The sequence below is a fragment of the Psychrobacter sp. Ps4 genome, from assembly GCF_022129285.1.
GTDB classification, from domain to species: Bacteria; Pseudomonadota; Gammaproteobacteria; order Pseudomonadales; family Moraxellaceae; genus Psychrobacter; species Psychrobacter immobilis_A.
On record NZ_JADQAK010000028.1, the window covers coordinates 13,252 to 36,379 of the forward strand.

Below are 23,128 nucleotides of genomic sequence, written 5' to 3' on the forward strand. Positions count from 1 at the left end.
TTCATAAAGAAAGTGTTCATAAAGAAAGTGTTCATAAAGAAAGTGTTCATAAAGAAAGTGTTCATAAAGACAGTCTTAACATAGTGGGTGATGAGAATGCATCTGCGACGACTGCACCGCCAGCATTACATATGATGAGCCTTTTTTTAGTCTGTCGATCTGATACAATCACGCCGCCTGATTGGTCGATGGGCGTGGCGCGCTGGCTTGATTTTGATAGCAAAAACCCAGAGATCGAGTGGCAAGTACTCGGACATCAGCTAGTGGCTTGTGGCTTGCGTTTAGAAGGTAGAGAAACGCGTAGTCGCCATTTTGTGCCAGCATTTATCCTTGGTAGAGATGAGCGACTACAAACCACTGGTACTTTGATTGTACCGACTTCTTACTTTCAGACCGATGATAGAGTCATTATGCGTATTAATAGCAAACAAACCCCTTTACGTTTGGGGCAGAGGTTGCTGATTACGGATGAGTTCAGCCAGTATGAGGTGGTGCAGCTATAGTTTGTTTGAGCGTCTATGGAAAAGTTGTCAAATAGTAATGTCAATAAATGCTGGCTTAAAGGTTACTTTATTGAATTTTTTATTCGATAATAGCAGTGAATAAATGTACTGAATAATGATGATAAGTTAGTCTGCAATCAGTCAAGTTATTGTCTATAATGATTGATACAGTTATGTTCGTTTATACGATGTTTTTGCTTCGCCAAGATGTCGCCTTGATTCGAAAGACGATGCCAATCTACTAAAAACCGCTAAGCCTATCCCTGATAGTATTTTCCTTGCTGGGTTAATGCTTGGAAAAGGTGTAGGGTATCAAACATAAAAATAAGATCACAAGATCCAAAAGGCTTCTTATGCGTACTCAGTCCATCTTAAACCTCTTAGTCATTGATGACGATCAGCTCTACGCTGAGCGTCTTGTACACTTACTAGGTTGCTATTATGACACCATCAATTTAGGGTTTTTGGACGATAAAGAGGAGCTGTTAAAGTCACTTCGACAACCGTGGGATGTCTTGGTGTTTGGCAATGCTTATGATATGAGTTTCACCGATGTGGTGGGCGTCGTTCAAGAGCAAAGTATTGATTTGCCTATGATCTGCCTATTCAATGAAGAGATGGTAGCGTCCGCCAATAACGATGAGGGGTTACCTGATATTATTAGCGGCACGATGGTCAAATCGCTCAAAGTAGACCAAGAGATGGCAGTAGTGATGTCTATCTGCCTACAGCATGATAATTTACGCAGTCGTCGTGAGCTTAGAACGTTGCGCCATGTTCTCTCTGAAGCAGAGCAACGCGCCAACGTATTGATTAAAAACTCTAAAAGTGCGGTCGCCTATATTGATCAGGGTATCCATATTTTTGCCAATGACCCTTATCTTCAGCTTTTTGGTTTTGAGTCAATGAATGATGCCATAGGCGTGCCTGTTGTTGACCTGATTGCAGGCGGTGATAACGTTAAGGGTTTCAAACAGTTTTTACGTCAATTTGATAAAGGTAGCCGCCAAGAAGTCGAGTTCAATTTTGAAAGTAAGCGGATGGATGGCAGTACTTTTGAAGCAAAGCTACAATTGGCAGCCGCGACCTTAGATGGCGAGCCAGTGACGCAGGTTATTATCCAACAAAACCATAATAACAGTGCGGAAGTCGCTAAGCGTTTGGCGGCCGCTGAATGTAAAGATAGCCTGACAGGAATCAACAACCGCCGCGGTTTTGAAGAACAAATGGCAATCGTGTACCAGCAAGCACGTCAAGGTGTACTCACAGCTGGGCTTTTGTATATTCAACTCGATAATGTCGGTAAAATAAGAAGCAGTCTAGGTTTGCAAGGGGTAGATGCGACCGTCAAGCAAGTCGCCTATGCATTAGATGAGCTGATATCAGACGGGCATGTGAGTCGTTTTAGTGATACCGCCTTTACCATACTGGTCGAGGACAAGAGCACCACAGAGCTTGAAACACTGGCTAAGCAAATTGGTTCACGTATCAGTGATATGCTCATTGAAGTAGATAAGCGTACGACGAGTACGACTGTCAGTATTGGTATTGTCAAAATCGAAACCAATACAGCAAAGCCAAGTATCGTGCTCGAACGTGCGATGGATGCTATCAATCAGATTATGATAGAGACCTCTAATCATGGTGGCACCTATCATTTATATGATCCAAGCGAGCATGCCAATAGTGATGATCATGCGCTTGCCGAATCTTTAGTTGATGCCATTGCCAATAGCCGTTTTGAGCTGTCATTCCAGCCAATATATGATATTAACAATGACCGAAGCGACTTTTTTGAAGTATATCTGCGGTTGCCATTGGCGGATGCGGACAATACGATATTGACACCTGATCAATTTATGGCAGTCGCCAAGACGCATAAATTGCTCGAAAAAATAGATCGTTGGGTGCTCATCAATGCCTGTAAAAAGGTCAATGAGGTACGTAAAACACATCCTGAAGCCAGATTGCTAGTGCAATTGACTAGTGCCTCATTGATAGACAAAAAACTGCCTAGTGTTGCCAGTCAGCTTATAAAAGCGGTGGGCGGTGCAGCTGGTGTGCTCACCTTGCAGTTCAACGAAAAAGACGTCTCAGACCATCTTACAGTGGCAAAAACACAGTTTGCCGCCCTTAGTCAAGTCAGCTGTCAGATGGGCATCAATAACTTCGGTTCTTCTGCCAAATCCATAGAGATTGTCAGTTTTGTGCAGCCAGATATGGTGCGTTTAGCACGCAGCTATGTGGATGGCATTGACTCAGCAGACAATTTAGAAACTGTCAAATCACTTATTATGCGTACTAATGAAGTCAATGTGGACGTATTGATGCCTTATATTGAAGATGCGGCGACCATGTCCGTTGCTTGGAGCGTGGGCGCGCGCTATTTACAAGGCTATTATTTAGAAGAACCCAGCAGTACGATAAAGGTTGCGACCTAAAGTCATTGAGAGTGCGTTTGATATGTAACTATCAACAGTGCCTATTTATGGAATATTCTACACGGCTTAATAGTCCATAAATTCTTTATCGTCATACATTACAAAAGCCTTACTCAAACTGTCCTATAAGCGTTGTTTATTGGCTCGATATGCCCCAATAAATAACGTTATGTTTTTAAAAGCAGCTGTTTAGATGTGAAGAGGGTTCCACTTTGCATGTGTTTGACCCTACCTTATTATCTATATTGTTCACCTATAGCTGACATTCCTTAACCAAAGATTGCCGAAAATGCCCATCATTAATAAATATCAAATAAGCAGTATATTTGCTGCTGTTTTATTGCTCAGCGCTTGCGGAGAAAGTACGCCACCGGATCATCGTGCTGCTGTGACATTGCCGCTCTATACGGAAGGTGATGCTGATAACGGCGCGATCATTTACCAAGACGCTTGTGGTCAATGTCATCAGCTGAATGCGGGGCTCAACAAAAAAGGTCCGCAGCTGATGAATATATACGGTGCGCCCGCCGCTGAGCTGGAAGATTACACCTATAGTGACGGGCTAAAAACATCAGGTTGGGTATGGGATGCGCAAACGCTCGACCCTTATATTGCGGATGCAGAAAAAGCCATGCTAGACTCAAAAATGCTATCAAACCCGATGCCCGATGCGCAAGAACGCGCAGATGTCATCGCTTATCTGTCAACGCTTCGTGCCGCCGCGCCGATAACTGAAGATGACTCAAAGCAATAGACAATCTATGGCGTGTCCTCAAGCTAAACGAAAGCGACTAAATGGGCTAAAGATGGTTGAATTTTGCCAAACCACGTCAAACAGTTGGTTAATATCTTAATATTATCAGTGCTATTTTCCTTGTTTGGCTGCCATTTATCTCATTTTTATCACCATTTTTAAAATAAGAACACGCCCTAGAAACACTAATCCCATAAGAAATGAGCCAATAATTGACTATGACCCACGCAGCCATCGATAGAGCCATTACAACACCACATCAATCAGCAGCAGAGGTGATTCATAAGTCGACCTTTAGCGCTGCCGACTGTCGTCACAATCAGCAAAAAATTGCCCAACTTATGGCGCAGTTAAATCATATTGTGTTAGATAAGCCGCAAGTGGTTAAGCTTGCGCTGAGTGGTATTTTGGCAGGTGGACATCTGTTACTGCAAGATCTGCCGGGTATGGGCAAGACGACGTTGGCGCAAGGCTTGGCGCAATTATTAGGCTTGAGCTTTAGCCGTGTACAGTTCACCAATGATATGCTGCCAGCAGACATCTTAGGCATGAGCATTTATGATCAAAAGAAACAGCAATTTGAGTTTCGAGCAGGTCCTATTTTTACTCAGCTGCTACTCGCTGATGAGATTAATCGCTCTAGCCCTAAGACGCAAAGCGCGTTACTAGAAGCGATGGAAGAACGGCAAGTCACCCAAGATGGGCAAACCTATCCTTTGCCGCAGCCATTTTTTGTCATTGCAACCCAAAATCCTTTGCAGCAAGCAGGTGTCTATCCGCTTCCTGAATCGCAGCTAGATAGATTCTTACTATGCTTGTCGCTTGGTTATCCGTCGCCTACCGCAGAGCGCGAGCTATTAAAAGGTCAGGATCGCCGCGAGCTACTAAAAAATTTAGATGCGCTGCTTGATACTGAGGCGGTGTTGTTAGCACAGCAAGGTGTTAAACACGTTTATGTCGCGGATGTGGTCTTGGATTATCTGCAGCGATTGGTCGCAAAGACACGAGCAAGCTCCGAGTATCATGGCTTATCACCGCGTGGAGTATTGTCGCTACAGCGTGCCGCGCAGGCTTATGCGTATGTATCGGGGCATATGGAAGTGACACCTGAGGACATCCAAGCGGTGTTTGCCGCGGTCACAGATCATCGTCTCGGTCAGCGCTTTGTCCCAGCGCATGTGACTGGTGGGCAGGCGACACAGACCATCGCACAACGTATATTGGCAGAAGTGGCTGTTATCAGTTAAATGATGGTTATTTAAATAGTTGTTACTTCAATCACTATTATCTGAGTATTTATTTTTCAGCTGCTTGTTGTTTCATAGTGTATTTGTTTTAAAACTATCACCAATTGTGAATGAGAGTATCAATTTTATGGTAAGGATAGGGTAGTCATGAGCTTTTTGCCAAAAGCCTTAACCGTACCAGCCACTTCAGCATTAAGCCGTTGGTTTGCCTCGCGTGCGCCTAAAAGCGATAGCGCCACCCTCAATTTGCGTAACGTCTATATCTTTTTTAGCCGTGAAGGGGTGCTATATGCAGTGTTATTAATCATCACCTTTATCGCTGGCATTAACTATGGCAATAACTTGGTATTAGGTTTATGTTTTTATTTGGTCAGCGTCTGGCTTATCAGCTTTCATGTAACCTTTGCGCACATTTCAGGTCTGCAAGTACGTTTGCTTGAAGTGACTATGGCAGAAGCGGGCGCGCCTGTTTGGGTGACTTTGCAGTTGCGTAGTGAGAGCCGTCAACCAAGACGACAGTTGTTATTTAGCTTTGAGCAGACTGATGACAAGGCTAGTAGCAAGCCTAATAATAAAACAGATAAAAAAGCCCATAAAAAAATCAAACATAGCGCTGATAATAAACAGTCGATACTTGTGACACGACTGCAAGGCGAGCAAATTATTCGCTTGCCAGTACTGACGCAGAATCGTGGGCAGTTTGAATTACCACGCTTAAAAATAAAAACGGTTTATCCGTTAGGTATCATGAGGGCGTGGTCCTATGTTTATTTTGCCCGTACTGCTTGGGTCTATCCAAAACCTGAAGTGTTTGATTGGCAAGCGCAGTATGCCGTTGCCAGTCAGGAGGATTTGCCAACAGGTGGGCAATATCGGCAAGGTCAAGATGATTTTGAGCGGCTAGATAACTACGTTGAAGGCGAGTCGCTGGCACGGGTGTCGTGGGGACATGTAGCACGTGGTCAAGGCATGTTGACCAAGCACTTTGCTGATCCAGTCGGTCATGAGCAAACGTTAGATTATGCGGATATGCCAGCAGCACATCATGAGCAAAAACTGGCACAACTGGCGTATGGGGCGATGAAATTAGGTGAGCTGGGCGTGACATTTCATATGCGCTTACCCAATGACATTCATTCTACTGCACCAATGGGTGAAGGCGACAGTTTTGCACAAGCGTGCTTGCTAAGGTTGGCGAAAGCACAATGACTAATAGGAGCAACTCAAATAGGAGCAACTCAAAAAAACTCCCTACAAATGACGCTGAAAACACATTTATAGGTTTTCCTGAAACAAGTCCCACAAGCTTTGAGCAGTTGGCACTGGGTCAAAACGTCACTGATCGTGCTATACAGGATAGCGCTGCAAAATGGACTCGTAAGCTATTCGCCTTGCCTGCTTATTATTGGGTGCTAATTGCTCAAATTACCGTTATTTTACCTCATGCGGCGCATCTGCCGTTTTGGTTGATAGGTTTTGCGGTGGTCAGCATCGCCGCACAGCTGCCGTCTATAAAAGCTAAGTTTAAAAAAACAGCGCATTTAAAACGTGTCTATCAAGGCATGCAAATGCTCGGCTTTTTATTGGGACTGGCAGGTCTATGGCTGACTTACAATACAGCGTTTGGACTGGATATGGGCGTGGCGTTTTTAGTGCTCTGTCTCATCAGCAAGCTGTGGGAGATGTATAAACGGCGTGATGCTTATGTGGTCCTAAATTTATCACTGTTTGTTCTTGCTGCGCTGTTTTTGATGGATCAAGGTCTTGTTACGACTTTGGAAGTGATTGTTGGTGCAGTTATCATTTTATTGGCATTTATTGCGCTTAATGATGACGGCAACACTCGCGGTGATGGTCGCTTGCGTACTTTAGGTGTGTTGGGTATCGGGGCGTTACCATTGTTAGTCGTGCTATTTTTGTTCTTCCCGCGCTTGCCACCACTATGGTCAGTACAGCTATCAGGTCAGCAAGCAACCACTGGCGTATCCGACAGTATGTCACCCGGGGATTTTGCCAATTTAGGACAATCTACTGAGCTGGCGTTTCGGGTAGAGTTTGCGGATAATCGCCCGCCGCAACAGCAGTTATATTGGCGTGGTTTGGTGTTTAGCGACTTTGACGGTATTACATGGCGTCCTAGCCCTCAGCAACGACAATGGCGACCTGCACCGCAAATGCCATATTGGATTGAGAATGCCTTTGCAACTGTCCCTGATGAAGTAAAGGTTGCGCCTACCAGCTATGAAATTATCCTAGAGCCGACGCAGCAAAACTGGCTATTTGGACTTGATTATCCTTTTGCCCAGCGCCAAGATGTCAGTATTACTTCAAACTTTACCTTATTAAAAGATCAGCCCGTCACTCAGCAGTTACGTTATGAAGTATTGCAATTTGCACCGATGCGTATTGACCTTGTTCTTTCGGATGAGTTGCGACGTCTGAATCTTGCCTTGCCAGCCGACGGAAATCCGCAAGCAAGAGCACTGGCTCAGCAGTTATTTGCGCAATCAGGATCAGATCCAGTGCGCTATATGGCGGCTATTGAACGCTGGATTAATCAAACAGAATTTCGTTATACGTTATCACCGCCACGGCTGAGTAATAACCGTATTGACGAGTTTTTATTTGAGACCAAAGCTGGGTTTTGTGAGCACTATTCTTCCAGCTTCACCTTTATGCTGCGCGCCGCTGGCATACCCGCGCGCGTCGTCGCTGGCTATCAAGGTGGTGAGCTGAGCCGCGGTGGTAATGTGTGGGAGGTGCGGCAAAAGGATGCGCACGCTTGGACGGAGGTTTGGCTTGAGGGTCAAGGCTGGGTACGTGTCGATCCGACGGCTTTTGTCGCGCCTGAGCGTGTCGAGCAAGGGATGGATGCGCTGACGCAGGCACAAGGAGCGGCAATGTTCGGCGATGGCGCTAGCGCACAAATCAGCTATCAGCAATATCAAATGCTACAAACCTTACGCCGTCTGTCCGACCAAGCAAGCTATTATTGGCAAAAAGACGTCGTCGGTTACGATCAGGATAAGCAAGCTGACTCGCTACTCAAATGGTTTAATATCCGTTCAATCATGCAACAAATTATTTGGTTGGCAGTTAGTGCTATTACCGTCATGGCTATTGTGGTCTTTATCATTTGGCAACGCCGCCGCAAGCGCTGGCATCCAGCAGACCAGCCGCTTGCACAGCTATCAAAACGTATTGGCAAAAGTGATAAAGCGCTTACTCGTCAAGAGAGCGAAGGTCAGTTGGCTTGGCTTCAGCGTGTGGCAATGGCTATTGATTCAAATTCCGAAGGTGGTGTTGATACCCATTTAACAGATAGCGGTCATTCAGATATTGTCCAAGCAAAAATTATGCAAATGAGGCAGGACTATCGACAGCTCCGTTATGGGCGTCTAAGCACACTTGAAATCAGTAATAGCGAATATCAAACTGTACTCAAACAGCTAAAGAAAGATGCGAGTGAATTATTTTGATGGCTATTTTGTGAAAGCGTTGTTTAGCACATGGTAAGAGATTAAAGATAATAAAGGAGGCGGCTCTATGGCGATATACGTAGATTTTATGCAGATAGAATTTAAAGGTTATAAGTGGTGCCATATGCTGGCAGATAGCTTGCAAGAGCTGCATGAATTTGCCGCACTAATTGAAGTGGATAAGCGTTTATTCCATCGAAACGCCAGCTATCCGCACTATGACGTCACGGTGCAAATGCGAGAAACGGCGATTCAATATGGCGCTATTCCTGCTGGTCGAAAAAAGATTATCGAATGTGCAAAGAAGTTAAAAATAGAGTTGCATGAGTAAATAGCACGGTCTGAGGATTGTTAATAAGTTAATCTTTTAAAGAGCAAGTAAAAGGTGGGAGTGCTTTTGCATCCCACCTTTTTATATCTTTAGGTTTTCACCCAACGCTTATACCCTCTCAAAAAATTAGAGTAGCAAGGAAAACGAGTGCAAGGACTACATCTAGTGGACTAGGCGAGCGGAACAAGCAAAACTGACGTCGTTAATCGTATTTTTTGGGTTTGGTATTACTTTGCAACTGCTGCTTTACTAACGCTATCAAGGGCTTTTGCGATATTAGCTATTTCAGTATCACAACCTTTGATATTGTGACGACTCTTTAGGTATTCGGGATTGTTGTAAGACAACCAGACCTTTTTATCAGCATCTTCACTGATGAGGATTTTTTGCGGCAAGTCGATAGCGACGCTTTGCTCACAATTCATCAATGGCGTACCCGCTTTCGGATTACCAAACATAATGACCTGCGTCGGTCTTAATGTTAAATTGACACCTTGGGCGTTTTTCTGATGATCGACGCGTGCAAATACTTTCATACCTTTGCTTTCAATAATTGCCGCCAGTTTATCAGCAGTATCTTGCACGGAACGATTGCTTTGCAGCGTAACCAAGCCTTTTTCGGCATCGATAGCAGTCATCGTTTTTGGCGTTGATGGCATCTTATCTGGCGCGTTTAAAATATTTTCAACACTGGCGCAAGAGGATACGGCCAAAGCTAGGGCAGCGATAGAGATAATTTTAAGCATAAAAAGTCCTTTTATTGTCATTGTTTATTCAGCGAATGATGGCTGACAACATCGAATATTTAGTGTGAACCATAATATTCCTTGTGCTTAGTAGCATTGTGCGTAATAAACCGTGCATAGTAAAGCCTCGCATTGCAACACACCTTAAAGAATGCCTAAGCCAAAACGCATAGCTAAACCAAATGCTCTGCTAGATAATCGACGAGCAGTCTAATCTTTGGCGATAAATGACGGTTGTGCGGATAGATGGCCCAGATACTTTCTTCAGGCTCTCGATAGTTATTCAATAAGCTGACCAGCTCACCTGATGCTAAGTATTTTTGCACATAATAATCAGGTAGCTGCACGATACCCAGACCTTTTAACGCCGCATCGACTAGACTGTGACCGCTGTTATATTGGACACTGCCAGACACGCGCAGGTTTTTTTCTTTATCAGCATTTTTTCCAGAATCTATTTTGCCATCTTCTATAAAGTGCCAATAGTCACGCGTGCCAAGTAAGCAGTTATGCTGACTCAGATCGCTCAAAGAATGTGGTATGCCGTATTTTTCGAGATAAGCAGGCGCGGCACAGACGAAATTGGTACGACGGCTGAGCTTTTTTGCCATCATGGTTGAGTCGCTTAACTTGCCAATACGGATCGCCAAATCATAGCCGCCCTCGACCAAGTCGATTTTCTGATTGCTCAAAAAAGCCGTCACTTCGATATCGCGATATTGCATCATGAAATCATTGACCAGTGGCAATAATTGCTGCTCGCCATACGTGACAGGAGCGGTCAGTTTAATCCTACCTTGCGGCTTTGATTGTAAGTTGCTCACCGCTTGCTCAGCTGCATCCAAGCCATCGAGCACACCGCGGCAATGCTGATAAAACACGCGACCTTCTTCAGTCAGCGATACTTTACGCGTCGTGCGATAAAGCAGTTTAATATTCAGTCGCTTCTCTAACGCGCTTATCTGTCGACTGACTTGCGCGGTTGAAATCCCCAGTTCTTTTGCCGCGCGCGTAAAGCTTTCGTAATCTGCTACATAAACAAATTCGCTAATACCATCCCAGCGCATGATTATTACTACTGTGTAAAAGATATTTGCAAATATAGCACATTGTTATCGCTATAGAAAAAACTATAATAGCCAGTATAAAGCTTTACAGACAGCTACAACTGCCGCTTGCCTCAATTCAACAAGCAAGATAAGCTGAATTGGTCTGCGTTTAATCAATGATAAAACTAATTAGAAGAGAGTATGTTATGTCAGATAAATTTATTAAATCAAAAGCCGCCGTTGCTTGGGGCCCGAATGAGCCACTATCTATCGAAGAAGTGGATGTCATGCTGCCCCGTAAAGGCGAAGTATTGGTAAAAATCGTGGCAAGCGGCGTCTGTCATACTGACGCTTTCACTTTATCTGGTGAAGACCCAGAAGGCGTATTCCCAGCGATTTTAGGTCATGAAGGTGGCGGTATCGTTGAGCAAATCGGCGAAGGCGTCACCAGTGTGCAAGTTGGCGATCATGTCATTCCGTTATACACCGCAGAATGTGGCGTCTGTAAAATGTGTACGTCAGGCAAAACCAATCTATGCTCAGCGGTACGCGAAACCCAAGGTAAAGGCTTAATGCCAGACGGCACCACACGTTTTTATAAAGATGGTGAGCCAATTTATCATTATATGGGCTGCTCAACCTTCTCTGAATATACGGTGTTGCCTGAGATTTCTTTGGCGAAAGTAAATAAAGAAGCCCCACTAGAAGAAGTCTGCTTATTGGGTTGCGGTGTCACCACGGGTATGGGCGCAGTGATGAATACCGCAAAAGTTGAAGAGGGTGCGACCGTTGCTATCTTTGGTCTCGGCGGTATTGGTCTATCAGCGGTCATCGGTGCGGCAATGGCAAAAGCCAGTCGTATCATTGCTATTGATATTAACGAGAGCAAATTTGAGCTGGCTAAAAAGCTTGGCGCAACCGACTGCATCAATCCAAAAGACTACGACAAGCCAATTCAAGAAGTCATCGTTGAATTGACCGATGGCGGCGTCGATTATTCATTTGAGTGTATCGGTAACGTCGATGTCATGCGTTCAGCGCTCGAGTGCTGCCATAAAGGGTGGGGCGAGTCGGTCATCATCGGTGTCGCTGGTGCTGGACAAGAAATCTCTACTCGCCCATTCCAATTAGTGACTGGTCGCGTCTGGCGCGGTTCAGCATTCGGCGGCGTAAAAGGTCGCAGTGAATTACCAGGTTATGTTGAGCGTTATTTGGCTGGTGAGATTCCACTACAAGATTTCATTACCCATACCATGCCATTAGAGGATATCAACGAAGCGTTTGATTTGATGCATAAAGGCGAGAGTATCCGTACGGTTATTCATTTTTAAAAATCATTATTAATAATAGTGATTATAGATTTAGCCTTATAAAGTAGCAGTATGCTAAACCAAAAATGCCGTCCTTATATAGGGCGGCATTTTTTTGGTATTGGTAATTGTTTTTTAGTGGAAAAAATTATCTGTTCGGCAAGCGTGGTTAGATCTGCTGCCATAAAGTCAGGTACTGGAAGGTTTGGCGCTGATAGTAAAGCATTGTGCGGTCGCGTGAGAAACGCCCCTTGGCAGCCAGCCGCTTGAGCGCCAATCGTATCCCAAAGATGACAAGCGACTAGGCATAAATCTGACAACTCAACAGACAGCTCCTTAGCGACCATTTGGTAGGTTTCAGGCGCAGGCTTGAACTTTGCAACCTGCTCAACACTAAAGTGCTGTTCAAAGAAATGGCTGATATCTGCTTTTTCAAGTGGCGTAGGAGACGCGCCACTTGCTGAGTTAGTCAATGTCACTAGGCGAAATCCTGCCTCACGTAGTTTTGTTAATGCTGGTATTACATCAGGATGAGCAGGCATTTTGCTCATACGCTCTTTTAATTCGTCGACATCGCTATCTATCAGCCTGACGTTATGAATATCAGAGGTCATCTGTAAGGCACTGACGCCAAGCTCACCAAAAGGCGTATAAAGTCCTGACAACGTCATGGTTTGTGAATATAGCACCAATTGGGCAAACCATTCTCTTAGCATCTGCCTGTCATCAAACAATCGGGTAAATAATGGCTCAAGCGTGGTAATGTCGAGTAGCGTCTCATTGACATCAAACACGATAATAGGAAGGGATTTATCAGAGGACATAAGGGATTCTTTTAGAAATAGCAAACGAAATCTTGCCAAAAAATCTTGTTAGGAAAACTAGTCTGGCATGTTAGACAGCTGCTGCAAGATATTTTTGAAATTCTCAACGCCTTGCGCACCACTAACCAGATGACGCTTATTAAAAATTACCGCTGGCACGCTTTGAATGCCTTGTTGTTGCCAATGTTGCTCTTCTGCGAGCACCTCTTTAGCGAACCTTTGGTCTGCTAACACAGCTAGTGCCTCATCACGATCTAGTCCAATCTCTGCGGCGATATCAGCAAGCACGGCATTGTCAGAAATATTGCGACCATTGGTAAAATGAGCGATGAATAACGCCTGCTTTAAGTCATGCATGCGACCTTTCTGATCTGTCCAGTGCAGCAATTGATGCAAGTTGAACGTGTTGTGCATACGCGTGTCATCGTTAAAATTAAACGTAAAGCCAACCTCATTACCCGCTTCCATTAATCGAGCACGGCTAGCATCAGATTCTTGCTTGCTCGAACCATATTTCTCCATAATATGTTCACGCATATTTTGTCCTGCGCTTGGCATATTTGGATTAAGCTCAAACGGATGCCAGTGAATCTCGTGTTCGGTGTTGGTTTGCTTGAGGGCTTCTGCCAGCTGGCGGTAACCAATGACGCACCAAGGACAAACAACGTCTGAGACGATATCTATGCGTAGTGGCTGCTCTGAGGATAACTGCTTTGAATGTTCCATATCTATCTGCCTAATTCAGTATTTATTTTTTATATAAGCTGTCTGTGGTCGACCGCCTTATAAATCAATGCTAATTAACCAATGCTAAGAGAATGAGGGAACACTTACAATATCGTCTAAGTTATTGTTTAATGAGTCTCTGTCTAATAAGTATCTGCTTAAATAATTGTTCAAATGGCGGCTCAAATAACTCAGCGATGTACTGACGCATAAGTGACTTAATAACAAAATAGGTGACTACTTAACCAATCTGTAACGGTCATCAAACGGGTTTTTGCTTAAAGTGGCGGTACTAAAATCTTGGAGTCATAAATGAAAAATATCACTGAAGCCATGAACTGGCGTTACAGCACCAAAGAGTTTGACGCCAATAAAAAAATATCAGCAGCAGACTTTCAAAGTTTAAAGGATATCCTACGACTTAGCCCATCAAGCACTAATATTCAGCCTTGGCATTTTGTAATCGCTGATGATGAGGCTGGCAAGGCACGTATCGCAAAAGGTACGCAAGGGATGTTTGATTTCAACACGGCAAAGGTGAAAGATGCCTCCCACGTCATCATTTTCTGTAGTCGTATCTATGCTAATGATGAGTTTTTGCATGAAGTATTGGATAAAGAAGATACGGATGGTCGCTTCGCAGAACCAAAATTCAAAGAGCAAATGCATCAAGTGCGCAAAATGTTTTTGGACATTCGTCGTTATGAGCAAAAAGACGAGCCGCATTGGCTGGTCGAGCAAGTGTACCTAAATATGGGCGCATTATTGCTGGGTGCTGCTACTTTAGGCATTGATGCCGTACCGATGGAAGGTGCTGATCTAAAGGCACTCGATGAAGAGTTTGAGCTACGTAGCAAAGGCTACACAGCCGTTGCCGTTATCTCACTTGGTTATCGTAGCGAAGATGATTTTAATGCAGATTTGCCAAAATCTCGATTGAGTGAAGCGAGCATAATTACTAAAGCGTAATGCCCGACTGGTATTTTTAACTGACTATATTGAACTCAAATAGCGTTATAAACGACCTGTTTATAGCGCTATTTTTTTTGCTAATAAAATGAGTTTTTGAGTTTCATTTATAAAATTGATAGTGAATAAGCGAGATAGAATAGTGAGAAGCAAAATTTTCATAGATTAAAAACTACACTGTAATAACTACAAAGTAAAAACAAATCGACATTTCTAATAAGTCATAATAAATCGATTGGCGCGACTTTTAAGGAGCGTTTAACCCTATTTTTTTTGATTATCTGCCAGCGAGAAGCCAGCATGTCTACCTTGAACTTAACCATTAATAAGCAAGATTATCAGCTCGACAATCTTGATCTGCGTACGACCTTACTCGATGTCTGTCGTCAGCACCTCAAAATTACGGGACCTAAAAAAGGCTGTGACCATGGTCAATGCGGCGCTTGTACCATACTTATCAATGGGCGTCGGGTCAATGCTTGTTTGACCTTGGCAGTTATGCACGATGGTGATGACATTACCACGATTGAAGGTATTGGCATGCCCGAATCATTATCGGAGTTACAACAAGCCTTTAAAGATAATGATGCGTTTCAATGTGGTTACTGTACCCCTGGGCAGATTTGTTCAGCAACAGCGCTCATCGATGAGATTAAACAAAACTGGCCCAGTCATGTCACTACAGATTTGCAAAATCCTGATGGATTGCTGGTGCAAGAAATCGCTGAGCGTATGAGTGGCAATATTTGCCGCTGTTCTGCTTATCCCAATATTATTAAGGCCATCTCACAAGTACTAGAAAGTGAAATGAATGACTCATCTAAAACTGACGCAGTACAAAAATCAGAGGTGACGGGTATTTGGTCGCCACCACCTAGTGAAGCGCAGCTAGGTAGTCAATCTATGAAGAATAAGACGGCAATTAGCAGGTTAGGAGATCGCTCATGAAACGTTTCGAGTATAGCCGTGCTACCGCGCCAGAGCAGGCAGCCCAATCTGCTAGTGTAAAAGACGCCTCATTTATCGCAGGGGGTACCAACCTTTTAGACTTGATGAAGTTAGAGATTGAAACGCCAATTAAGCTGGTGGATATCACTCGCTTAGCATTAGCTCAAATTGAGAAGACTACAGATGGTGGCCTGCGCATCGGTACGCTAGTGACCAATAGCGATTTGGCCGCGCATCCTGAGGTCATTGCCAATTACCCAGTGCTATCACGGGCGATCTTGGCAGGTGCGACGGGACAGTTGCGTAATAGAGCGACGACTGGTGGCAATTTATTACAGCGTACGCGTTGTTATTATTTTTATCAGACAGACAGCGCCTGCAATAAACGCAACCCAGGTTCTGGTTGTCCAGCTATCAATGGTGAAAATCGTACCTTGGCAATTTTAGGTACTAGCGAGTCCTGTATTGCCCAGCATCCGTCTGATATGGCCGTCGCGATGCGCTTATTAGATGCCACTATTGAGACGTTAAAAAGGGATGGTTCAACGCGTACAATTGCAATCAAAGACTTTTATTGTCTACCAAAAGACACTCCGCATATCGAAAACGTTTTAGAGTCTGGTGAGCTTATCACTCATGTGGTGTTGCCAGCGCCTGCCAGCGGTATGCACACTTATGACAAAGTGCGTGATCGCGCGTCCTATGCTTTTGCCTTAGTGTCTTGTGCCGCGATCATAGACGTGACTGATAATGGGCTTTTGGGCACAGTGCGCCTAGCATTCGGCGGTATTGGTACTGAGCCATGGCGCAACGAAGCCGTTGAGGCATTGCTGACGGGTACTGATGGCAATGAAAATGTCATCAAACAAGCAGCGGACTTATTATTAAAAGAGGCTAAAGGTAGTGGTCAAAATGATTTTAAAATACCGCTGACTCGTCGTCTACTCAAACAAGTTATTCAACGCGCATTAGCGGGCAAGGGAGCATAATCATGTCATTATTGGATTCAATATTGCCAGCAGAACCGACCAAAAAAATGATGATGAATGGGCCAGTTGAGTCGCTTTTTGATAAAACAGCGAGCAAATTGGTGGGTAAGCCCATTAACCGAGTTGAGGGATCACTCAAGGTCAGTGGTCAAGCACCTTATACGGCAGAGATTCATTTAGACAATCAAGCCTATGGTGTTTTGGTGAGCGCAACGATTGCCAAAGGGCGCGTTAAGAAAATTGATAGCAGCTCTTTAGAGGGTATTCCCAACATTATTAAAGTAGTTACTGATCCTGAGCATTTTTTGCGCAATGCACAACAGGGCGGTGCAACCAAATCACCTAAGCAAGGCGTCAGTGAGATTTTTTATCATGGTCAGCCGATCGCGGTCGTCATCGCTGAGACGTTTGAGGCGGCGACAGAAGGTGCAAAAGCGCTCAAAGTGACTTATGAGGATGAGACTGAGCAGGCGGCATTAAACTTTACGACAGAGCTGCTAAATGTTCATGATGTTAATGAAAAAAAAGGTTCGGATAAAAACTCAGAAAAGGGTAATCCAGAACAAAGCCTCGCTGATGCTGCGGTAACCCTTGACCGCTTTTATCATACGCCAAGTCAAAACAGCGCAGCGATGGAGCCACATGCAACGCTTGCTCACTGGGAAGGTGAGAAGCTTATTATGTACTCCTCTAATCAAATGCTTTCTTCGTGCAAAAAGCAAATCGTTGATGCGTTAGACTTGGATCCAGAAAATGTACAATTAATCGCTCGTTATGTCGGTGGGGGGTTTGGTAGCAAGCTTGGGATTTCTCCAGAATCGATAGCCGCCGCACTCGCCGCAAAAGAATTGGGTCGTCCCGTGTTAATCACTATGACCCGTCCGCAAGTAATGGAGGCAACGATTAGACGCTCGAACACGCGTCAACGCATCGCAATTGGCTGTAGTGAAGATGGTATTATTGACACCATGATTCATGAGACGGTCTCTAGTAATTTGCCAGGAGAAGCCTTTTTTGAGCCAGCAGCGCTCTCTACGCATTATCTGTATCGCGGTGACAATCGCCGAGTTAATTATCAGCAAGTAGATATGAACCAAGTATTGTCAGGCTCAATGCGTGCCCCCGGTGAAGCAGTGGGGCAGATTGCCCTTGAGTGTGCGATGGATGAATTGGCAGAGCAACTCAACCTAGACCCTGTCGAGCTGCGCCGTCGTAATGAGCCTGAGCAAGATCCTAGTAAAGGTGTCCCGTTTTCCACGCGTAAGCTCATCGCTTGTATCGATCAAGCAGCTGAACAGTTTGGCTGGAATCAACGCAATGCTAAGCCTGCCAGTCGCTTAGAAGGTGATTGGTGGATGGGTATGGGTATGGCAGCGGCAGCTCGCGGCAACAGCTTAGCGCCATCAGAAGCACGGGCGACCCTGCAAATAGATAACTCAAAAGCACTAGGCGTCAAAGCTGTGATTGAGACAGACATGACCGATATCGGTACAGGTTCTTATACCGTATTTACTCAGGTTGCTGCAGATTTATTAGGGCTACCAATAGATCATATTGAAATGAAACTTGGTGATACCAGTTTGCCACCTGCGGTAGGCTCAGGGGGCAGTATGGGCGCTGCCAGTTCAGGCAGTAGTATTTACCTTGCTTGTCAGCAGCTACGTGAAATGACCGCAGAAAAAGTCGGTCTATACCCTGATACCATTCAGCTGGATAACGGTCAAATTAAGCAGATAGGTGAGCATGATGCTAACTTGGTAGAAACCGTTATAGAAGCAGGAAAACAAAAAGTAGCAGGTTTGGGCGATAATATCGTAGATAAAGTCTCTGATTTAAAAGACAAATTAGCTGAAATAACAGGAATCTCACTAACTGAATCGAAAGAATATGACTTTAGTAATTTCCAGACTCATTCATTAGCCGATATCGTCGCTCAATATGATGACCAAAAACTCAGTGCCAAAGGTCAAATTGCACCGGGTAAAAATGCAAAAAGTCATCGCCAAGCGTCATTTGGTGCTAATTTTGCCGAGGTCGCTGTACACCGAGTCACTGGTGAAATACGCGTTAAACGTATGACTGGTGCCTTTGCAGCAGGGCGTATCCTCAATCACAAAACCGCGACCTCGCAGTGCTATGGCGGCATGGTATTTGGTATTGGTTCGGCATTGATGGAGCAGGTGATTCACGATAAGCGTGACGGTCGGCTATGTAATCATAATCTTGCAGAATACCATGTCCCAGTCAATGCGGATGTCCCTCAGCTTGATGTTATCTTGGTAGAAGAGGACGATCCGTATACCAATCCAATGCACATAAAAGGTATTGGGGAAACGGCGATTGCTGGTGCTGCCGCTGCTATTGCTAATGCCGTTTACAACGCCGTGGGTGTACGAGTTTATGACTTTCCTATTACCCTCGACAAATTACTTTATGAACTACCAGAGTAGGTTTTTAGTCAAATAGATGGACAATATAAACCCGCTAATTGTAGTCGTTAGCGGGTTTTATAAACTGGTTTTATTAGTGGACTAGGATAGATATAGACCGTATATAGACATCAATAATAGCTAGTATATAAGAGACATTATGAATCAAATTGCTGATATTCTTAAGCTGGCACGCGAGGCTCAGCAACAACAGGTTGACGCGGTATTAGCAACCGTCGTGCGTACCGAAGGGTCAGCCTATCGCCGCGCAGGCGCGATGATGCTCATCTGTGAAGATGGTCGTTCGGTTGGGATGATTAGCGGCGGCTGTTTGGAGCCACATATTATTAAACGTGCTTTTTGGCTCACGCGTCAAGGTGCAAACGTGCAAGTCTATCAAACAGGCGATGATATTGAGTATGCTGAAAATGGTAATGTGCCAGCAAGCGTATCAGAAGAGGGTTTTGACTTTGATAGAGGCAGTGATAATAAGGGCACAGACAATAACTACGATGAACAAGATATTGATTTGGACGAGTTAAATTTTGGATTAGGCTGTAATGGGCGCGTACACGTGTTGTTTGAAAGGCTGGCAACGGCAATGTCTTTGTTAAATGTCATCAGTCAGGTTCGTCAGTCTCAGCAGCCAGTAACGGTAGCAACTTTAATTCGCTCTACAATCCATTTTAATAACCAAAATAATCCAAACTCCGAACTTCAAATTGGTGTGCGTCTTAACCTAGATAATTATATCAAGTCAGGAAAACTCACCGTTATCGACGCTAATAATTCAGATAAAGTGATATCTAATGCTTCAAGCACAGTTATCCATGCAGTTGAAAGTTTATCCGAATATAAACTTCTCCATAAAAATGCTGAGTACGTCATTGTAAAAGATGACAATGACGATTTAACCACAGAATGGCTGATTCAGCGCCTACAACCACAGATATGTTTGCTGATTTGTGGCGCTGGTAATGATGTGATGCCGCTAGTTACGATGGCAAAGCTGCAAGATTGGCATGTGACAGTGGTAGACAGTCGAGCGCAATATGCCACGCAGCGGCGTTTTCCTCAGGCAGATAGAGTGATGGTACTGGCGTTAAATGATAGTGACACTTTACTAAAACTAAGTAAAAATGCTGCCGTTGCTTTGATGTCGCATAGTCTCAGCCAAGACCGTGCTCGCCTTGGCGTATTATTAGAGCATGCTAATCACTATAAATATCTTGGACAACTAGGACCACGCTACCGTACCGAGCGCTTAATCGAAGAAATTAGTACAAGGTTTACAAATCCTGCCAGTTTAAACCTAGGTATCAAAAAACTGCATTATCCGATTGGTTATAAGCTGGGCGGAGATGGACCTGAAGCCTTAGCACTGGGTATCATGGCACAAGTCAATGCGGTCGTCCATAACCAGCTGCCGCCAGCAGAGAACTCAGACACTCATCTTTCAAATACTAACTTTACAACGCTATTTTCTACGCATATTGATTCTATAGAGATGACTGCTACAAGTGCTCGTGCATCGATAAGTTTATCATGAGCCGCGACGCATCTATTTTAGCATCTATGCAACTAAAGCCAATAAATCTATCAAAGCCACCAAACCATGCGGTCATTATTTTGGCCAGTGGACTGAGCCTGCGTTTAGGTCAAGCAAAACAGTTACTGTGTAAAGATGGCGAACCCTTAATTTGCTTCATGACCAAACTCGCACTTTCTACAAAACCACAAGTAATTATTATAGTCATTCCTGATAATCAACCATTAATAGCCAGTGCGATGAATGAATTGGCTTTTCAGTACTCTATGATTCAAATGGTCGTAAATCCCACGCCTGAAATAGGGATGGCGTATAGTTTGAATTTGGCTATTGAGGCGGTCACGCAGTTAACAAGCTCATTAATCGAGCGCGTCGTCATTATGGGTATTGATCAAGTTCTACTCGATGAGCAGCATTTGGCAAAACTGCTGGCAGATAAGCGGTCTGTAGTGGCAAGTGCTTATAGTAGCTGGCAGTATTCAAATAATATGAATTTAAATGAAACGTCTACTGCCACTGCATTGAAGCACAATATTATCGGACTACCTTTAACGATTGATTGTGATTTACTCAGAGAGTGGCAAGCATTGCTGGTAGGCGATAAAGGGCTGCGTTATTTAATTAGAGAATTGAAGCCCAGTCAGATAAGTACCGTTGTTAATAATCAACTGAGCTATGATATCGATACTCCTGAGCAACTTGCTCATGCTAAGCAAAAAGGCTGGCTGGATAAATAGTATTAACAGTGTCAATCCATAAGTGATAAAAATGATAAATGTGATAGAAACAGAACGTCTTTACCTTAGACAATGGCAAGCAAGTGACTTTGCTGTTTTTGCTGAAATAAATGCTGATCCTGAAGTAATGAAATATTTCCCCAAGTTATTAACGCCTAAAGTAAGTGACATCATCGCTAGTAAATGCCAGCAGCTTATTGCTAATCAAGGCTGGGGGCTTTGGGCCGTCAGTTTAAAAGATAGATCAAAAGAGCATGGGGCTTTTATCGGTTTTGTTGGCTTGAATGATACCCACGCAGATATGTCTTTTGCCCCGGCTGTCGAGATTGCATGGCGACTACATAAAGATTATTGGGGACAGGGCTATGCTACCGAGGCGGCGCGTGCGGCGCTGAATTTTGCTTTTACTGAGCTGTCGCTCGATGAGGTTGTGTCATTCACAGCGGTTATTAATGAACGCTCGCAATTGGTTATGGAGCGCCTTGGCATGATGAATACCCGAGCCAACTTCTACCATCCAGCCCTTGACCCTAACCATCGGCTGGCTGAGCATGTACTGTATAACATGACGCGGCAACAGTGGAACAATCAGTTAGCAGGCTTGTGACCACAAATCAATGCCCACACTCTAATATTAACAGGACTACTCGAAGATATTACTACCGTTATACAACATAAGGTAAGGTTTGCGATATAATTTATTTTCTATTAAATGTAAAATAAGGTCGTCTTATGAATCGTAGATTATGGTTAGTCATTGGCATCATTAGTATTCTTGGCGGTATCTTTGCATTTTTTAATCCTCTTAGCGCCACATTGGCCGCTGAGCAGTTAGCAGGTTTTATCTTCCTTTTAGTGGGTGTTTTACAGTTTATTGCCTTGTTTCGAGCACATAGTACCACTGGAAAAGTGCTGGCGGCCATCGGCGGGGTACTTGGTGTATTGATTGGTATTGAGTTATTACAAGATCCGTTGCAAGGAATATTAACCTTGACCATGGTAATTGCTATTTTATTTATGGTAACAGGTATAGTTAGAGTTGTTGTTGCTTTCGGTCTCCGGCGGACAGTGGCTTTTGTCCCAATATTACTCTCAGGTCTGCTCTCGATTATATTGGCTATCATGATATTTACCAGTTATCCGCAGTCAGCGACGTATATTCTTGGCATACTGTTAGCCGTCGAGTTGATATCTAACGGCATATCATTAATTATGTATTCACGTATACCATCAATTGTGGTGCGCAATATATAAGCTTAGTTATAGCAACAAACAAAAAAGACGCTATTTACAGCGTCTTTTTTGTTTGTTTATTAATATCAATAACCTCTTAGCTATCCCACGAAAATGTTAAAAAGTGACCTTTAAACGGCAATTCAAGGTGGCAGTTTGCTTAAGTAATTATTTACCTAGTTAAACTAATTGAATTTCGTATACTCAAACTGATATATAATTATCGATTTATGTGTATAGATTGGAAGTGCTATGGAAAAAATTATACTAGAAATCGATAACGGTGTAAGAACATTAGTTACATTAGCCAATAAGTTACAAGATGAACTTGGCAACGAACCAGTATCTAGCGAGGTTAGACAAGCTATAAAAATGTTTAGTAGTTCTCATAAAAATTATATAACTGCTATAAACGAAAATAGTGCTAATCAGGTAGCTGAAGCTGCGCAAGCGATCTGTCTTTGGAGTATATTACTTGCCAATGCAGTTTCTTCATCTGAAAACCAAGAAGTCAAGACATTTAAAAATAAGCTAGGAGTTAATGCAAAAAACCTTCAAAAAATGATAGAAAATTCAGCTTTATTGATGTTCCCTTTATCAGATGATGAGCGTCTAGAGACCACAAATGATATGCAAGATTTTGAATCATTAAAGAAAGAAATGAAAAAAGTGTTTCAGAATCAAAGCACTCATTACGAGGATCTCAAAACGATTTTGACTGAAAGTGAAAAAAAGACTATCAGTTTAAAGCAAGATATCGAATCATTAGAGGATATTTATAATAATAAAATTGGTTCTATATCAACAGAGTATAGTCAGTTCTTTTTAAATAAGATACAATCGTTTTAAAACAAGCGAAATGGC

At 43.6% G+C, this 23,128-nt stretch carries 20 protein-coding genes and 1 pseudogene; 17 read left to right on the top strand and 4 right to left on the bottom strand.

Features of this window, described 5'->3' with window-relative positions:
- The 7 genes and pseudogenes from I3252_RS13155 to I3252_RS13185 all read left to right on the top strand — a co-directional run.
- Positions 1 to 503, top strand: a pseudogene (locus I3252_RS13155) (hypothetical protein); the annotation flags it as partial.
- 353 nt (positions 504 to 856) lie between these two features.
- The gene (locus I3252_RS13160; protein WP_238035557.1) at positions 857 to 2,944 is read left to right on the top strand and encodes a GGDEF domain-containing phosphodiesterase; all 2,088 of its coding nucleotides are present in this window, start codon (positions 857 to 859) and stop codon (positions 2,942 to 2,944) included.
- Positions 2,945 to 3,233: 289 nt separating this feature from the next.
- Positions 3,234 to 3,698, top strand: a complete 465-nt coding sequence (locus I3252_RS13165) for a c-type cytochrome (protein ID WP_045444348.1) — start codon at positions 3,234 to 3,236, stop codon at positions 3,696 to 3,698.
- 218 nt (positions 3,699 to 3,916) lie between these two features.
- Entirely contained in the window at positions 3,917 to 4,945 is a 1,029-nt protein-coding gene (locus tag I3252_RS13170) for an AAA family ATPase (protein ID WP_238035559.1), read from the top strand.
- Between the two features lie 147 nt (positions 4,946 to 5,092).
- Positions 5,093 to 6,154 (top strand): DUF58 domain-containing protein, encoded by a 1,062-nt coding sequence (locus tag I3252_RS13175; protein ID WP_109589525.1) that lies wholly within the window; start codon positions 5,093 to 5,095, stop codon positions 6,152 to 6,154.
- On the top strand, positions 6,151 to 8,424 hold the full coding sequence (locus tag I3252_RS13180; RefSeq protein ID WP_238035561.1) for a DUF3488 and transglutaminase-like domain-containing protein: 2,274 nt from the start codon (positions 6,151 to 6,153) through the stop codon (positions 8,422 to 8,424). The genes I3252_RS13175 and I3252_RS13180 overlap by 4 nt, the downstream gene beginning before the upstream one ends.
- 67 nt (positions 8,425 to 8,491) lie before the next feature.
- Complete coding sequence (locus I3252_RS13185; protein ID WP_238035562.1) at positions 8,492 to 8,755, top strand: DUF4031 domain-containing protein; 264 nt, start codon at positions 8,492 to 8,494, stop codon at positions 8,753 to 8,755.
- Between the two features lie 227 nt (positions 8,756 to 8,982).
- Here the strand turns inward: I3252_RS13185 and I3252_RS13190 are convergent, their stop codons facing one another.
- The gene (locus tag I3252_RS13190) at positions 8,983 to 9,501 is read right to left on the bottom strand and encodes a DUF302 domain-containing protein (protein WP_238035563.1); all 519 of its coding nucleotides are present in this window, start codon (positions 9,499 to 9,501) and stop codon (positions 8,983 to 8,985) included.
- A 173-nt stretch (positions 9,502 to 9,674) separates the two neighbouring features.
- Positions 9,675 to 10,568: a LysR family transcriptional regulator gene (locus I3252_RS13195; RefSeq protein WP_238035564.1), complete on the bottom strand. Its 894-nt coding sequence runs from the start codon at positions 10,566 to 10,568 to the stop codon at positions 9,675 to 9,677.
- Positions 10,569 to 10,756: 188 nt separating this feature from the next.
- Between I3252_RS13195 and I3252_RS13200 the strand changes: the two genes are divergently transcribed.
- Positions 10,757 to 11,881, top strand: a complete 1,125-nt coding sequence (locus I3252_RS13200; protein ID WP_238035565.1) for an S-(hydroxymethyl)glutathione dehydrogenase/class III alcohol dehydrogenase — start codon at positions 10,757 to 10,759, stop codon at positions 11,879 to 11,881.
- 74 nt (positions 11,882 to 11,955) lie between these two features.
- Here the strand turns inward: I3252_RS13200 and I3252_RS13205 are convergent, their stop codons facing one another.
- The gene (locus I3252_RS13205; protein WP_193008625.1) at positions 11,956 to 12,684 is read right to left on the bottom strand and encodes a haloacid dehalogenase type II; all 729 of its coding nucleotides are present in this window, start codon (positions 12,682 to 12,684) and stop codon (positions 11,956 to 11,958) included.
- 57 nt (positions 12,685 to 12,741) lie between these two features.
- Positions 12,742 to 13,410: a DsbA family oxidoreductase gene (locus tag I3252_RS13210; RefSeq protein WP_238035566.1), complete on the bottom strand. Its 669-nt coding sequence runs from the start codon at positions 13,408 to 13,410 to the stop codon at positions 12,742 to 12,744.
- A 312-nt stretch (positions 13,411 to 13,722) separates the two neighbouring features.
- Here I3252_RS13210 and nfsB point away from each other — a divergent pair, with 312 nt between their 5' ends.
- From nfsB to I3252_RS13255, 9 genes are all read left to right on the top strand, one after another.
- Positions 13,723 to 14,379 carry an oxygen-insensitive NAD(P)H nitroreductase gene (gene nfsB, locus I3252_RS13215; RefSeq protein ID WP_238035567.1) on the top strand — a complete coding sequence of 219 codons (657 nt, stop codon included), beginning with the start codon at positions 13,723 to 13,725 and terminating at the stop codon, positions 14,377 to 14,379.
- 300 nt (positions 14,380 to 14,679) lie between these two features.
- Entirely contained in the window at positions 14,680 to 15,327 is a 648-nt protein-coding gene (locus I3252_RS13220) for a 2Fe-2S iron-sulfur cluster-binding protein (protein ID WP_238035568.1), read from the top strand.
- Positions 15,324 to 16,316, top strand: a complete 993-nt coding sequence (locus tag I3252_RS13225; protein WP_198329409.1) for a xanthine dehydrogenase family protein subunit M — start codon at positions 15,324 to 15,326, stop codon at positions 16,314 to 16,316. Before I3252_RS13220 ends, I3252_RS13225 begins: the two co-directional genes overlap by 4 nt.
- Before the next feature lie 2 nt (positions 16,317 to 16,318).
- Complete coding sequence (locus tag I3252_RS13230) at positions 16,319 to 18,766, top strand: xanthine dehydrogenase family protein molybdopterin-binding subunit (RefSeq protein ID WP_238035569.1); 2,448 nt, start codon at positions 16,319 to 16,321, stop codon at positions 18,764 to 18,766.
- Positions 18,767 to 18,905: 139 nt separating this feature from the next.
- Complete coding sequence (locus tag I3252_RS13235) at positions 18,906 to 20,294, top strand: XdhC/CoxI family protein (protein WP_201554607.1); 1,389 nt, start codon at positions 18,906 to 18,908, stop codon at positions 20,292 to 20,294.
- A complete protein-coding gene (locus I3252_RS13240; protein ID WP_201554606.1) occupies positions 20,291 to 21,031 on the top strand; it encodes an NTP transferase domain-containing protein in 741 nt (246 codons plus the stop codon). The genes I3252_RS13235 and I3252_RS13240 overlap by 4 nt, the downstream gene beginning before the upstream one ends.
- A 31-nt stretch (positions 21,032 to 21,062) precedes the next feature.
- Complete coding sequence (locus I3252_RS13245) at positions 21,063 to 21,638, top strand: GNAT family N-acetyltransferase (protein ID WP_201554605.1); 576 nt, start codon at positions 21,063 to 21,065, stop codon at positions 21,636 to 21,638.
- A gap of 125 nt (positions 21,639 to 21,763) precedes the next feature.
- Positions 21,764 to 22,285, top strand: coding sequence for a DUF308 domain-containing protein (locus I3252_RS13250; RefSeq protein WP_238035570.1), 522 nt, complete (start codon positions 21,764 to 21,766; stop codon positions 22,283 to 22,285).
- A 231-nt stretch (positions 22,286 to 22,516) separates the two neighbouring features.
- Positions 22,517 to 23,113, top strand: coding sequence for a hypothetical protein (locus I3252_RS13255; protein ID WP_238035571.1), 597 nt, complete (start codon positions 22,517 to 22,519; stop codon positions 23,111 to 23,113).
- The last annotated feature ends 15 nt before the right edge of the window (positions 23,114 to 23,128 follow it).